Consider the following 2,336-nt stretch of genomic DNA (forward strand, 5'->3'; position numbering starts at 1 on the left):
GGTCCCGTACACCCCTTACCAGCCGTTCCTGCAGCAAATGCTGGAGGCGCTCTACCGGGAGATCTGAAGCGCGCCAGCGGGGTCTCCACCCCGGGGGCATCTGAGGGACATCAGGGGATGGCTGGTTGTTGGGACGGGCTAACTGAGGAACTGCAGGCTCGCGCGTTCCGAGGCCCGGTGAGGCGGGAGATCCAAAAAGTCGGGCCGGCCACGTCGTTTCGCTAGTGACGCCACTTGACGCACATGATACCGCGCCCGGCGACCGCACCTGGGAGGTTGCTTTCCGCCAAACGGGCCGCCAGAGGCCATCGCGCACCTCACCGCCTGGTCTTGGCCAGGTCCAAAGCCAAGAGGTTAACCACATTGCGCGCCGCCATCGCCTCGGTCTCCAGGGTAGAAACCGCCGACTCCATGGCGTTGGCGTAGTAGAGGCCGTGCGCCAGCCGGAAGGGCGGCGAGGCCGGCGCCGGGTTCAGGACCGGGTAAGCCTCCCACACGAGGCGCGTCGTCTCCGCGCGGTCCGCGAAGATGCGGTCGAGGAGCGCCTCGTCCAGCGGCTGCCGCGAGAAAACCTTGTAGACGCTCCTGCCGTCGCCCGCCGCCGGCCCCAGAAGACCGATGGCCGAGAAGGGGATATCCGGCCGTTCCCGCGTGAGGAGCAGCTCCGGTGCCTCGTCACGCTCCGGGAGTCCAAAGGCTCCAGCCCAGAGGCGGCCTGCGACGAAGGTGGCGTGCGTCACATGGTAACGGCGCCGGACAGAGGCGCTAACCGGGAGGCGAAGCCCTTCGAACTCCAGGCCGGCCAGCTCCAGGGGCACGGCCAGGATCACCGCGTCGAAGGCTTCCTCGGACCCGCCGACTGCCGTGACCGTGTAACCTGCCGGTCCTCCCGGCGGGTCCGTGCGCGACGCCACCCTCCAGGCTGCCAACTTCGTGCGCACGTGGGCAGTGGAGGCGGCGAGGAGCCCCTCCACGATGCGTACGTTGCCTTCCTGCACCGAGAAGAGGCGACCGCCCGCAAGGCCGCCGCCGGTCAGCGAGACCAGCGTCGCCCAGGCGTTCATCCGCCCGTCCTGGCCGTAGTTACTGCGCGCCACGGCGTCGGAGAACTCGCGCATGAAGCGCTCCCCGACGCCATGGCGAGCGAAGAAGCTGTAAGCCGCTTCCTGAGTGAGGTCGTAGAGGCCAAGCTCGCGGTACATCTCGCCAGGCGTGGCGTAGCCGCGCCCCCCCTCCAGCTTCTCGTAGAGCCGGAGCACTCGTGCCACCGCCTCTCGCGTCAGGCGGCGCGCCCGCCAGAGGCTTTGGCCGTAGCGGCGGGCCATGGCCAGGACCAGGGGAAGGCTCGCCGTCGAGACGAGGAGGTCGAAGGAAGTGCCGTTCCAGATGCCCAGCCGCCGGCGCCGCGGCTTCCGGTCCCCCCGCCCCGTGGGGTGGAGCCTGAGCCGCTCCATTGCCTCCACCAGGTAGCGGTTAGACGAGTGGATGAGCGTCGCCCCCGCCTCCACCCGCCTCCCCGCGATCTCCATCTCGCTGACGCGGCCGCCTGGACGCGCCTGGCGTTCCCACACGACAATCTCGGCTTCCGGGCCGAGCTGCTGCCGGAGGAAGTAAGCCGTGAACGCACCGGCAACTCCCGCGCCGACGACGAGCACCCGCCTCCGAGCTTGCTGAACCGGCTCCATAGCCACCGACGTCCTCCCTCCGCCGTGACCCGCTCTTTTGACGGCATGTTACCAGCAGGTGGGAGGCTCGGCATCGGGAGGACCCCCCAAAATCGAGTGTCGGGCGGGCGGCCGCGACCATGGGGAATCTTCCTCACAGCCGCCGGGCCGCGGCGTGGCGTCAGTCCTTCATCCCATGGCTGGCGGCCCAGAGCGCCAGGGCGGTCCGGTTGGGGAGGTCGAGCTTCTGGAAGATATTCCGCAGGTGGCGGTCGACCGTCCGCGGCGAGATCACCAGGCGGGCGGCGATCTGCCGGTCGGTCAGCCCCTGAGCCACCAGGGCCGCCACCTCGACCTCGCGCGCGGTCAACCCGGCGGCCCGGGCAGCGGGCGGGAGGCCGGCCGCGCCGAGCGACCCGTCCGCGGCGGGGAGCAGCGCGGCGGCCGCGGTGCCGGCCAGGACCTCCCGGGCGGCCGCCAGATCTACCATGCTCTCGGGCGAGCCGGCCAGCCCCCGCCCGCGCGCCAGGCGGGTCAGCGCCGCCTCGAAGGGGAAGTGGCAGCGCTCCGCCAGCTCCAGAGCGGCGGCGAAGTGCGCCCGGCCTTCCTCGGCCTTGCCAAGCTCGAAGGCCAACTGCCCGAGAAAGCGACCCACCCGAATGGCCGAGTAGC

General features: G+C 70.7%; 2 protein-coding genes. Both read right to left on the minus strand.

The window, feature by feature from the left end:
- Positions 1 to 317: 317 nt before the first annotated feature.
- On the minus strand, positions 318 to 1,685 hold the full coding sequence (locus AB1609_21545; protein MEW6049020.1) for an FAD-dependent oxidoreductase: 1,368 nt from the start codon (positions 1,683 to 1,685) through the stop codon (positions 318 to 320).
- Positions 1,686 to 1,845: 160 nt separating this feature from the next.
- Positions 1,846 to 2,336 (minus strand): helix-turn-helix transcriptional regulator (locus tag AB1609_21550; GenBank protein MEW6049021.1); only part of this gene is annotated, 491 nt, incomplete at its 5' end.

It is taken from the genome of Bacillota bacterium, from assembly GCA_040754675.1.
Classification (GTDB): domain Bacteria; phylum Bacillota; class Limnochordia; order Limnochordales; family Geochordaceae; genus Geochorda.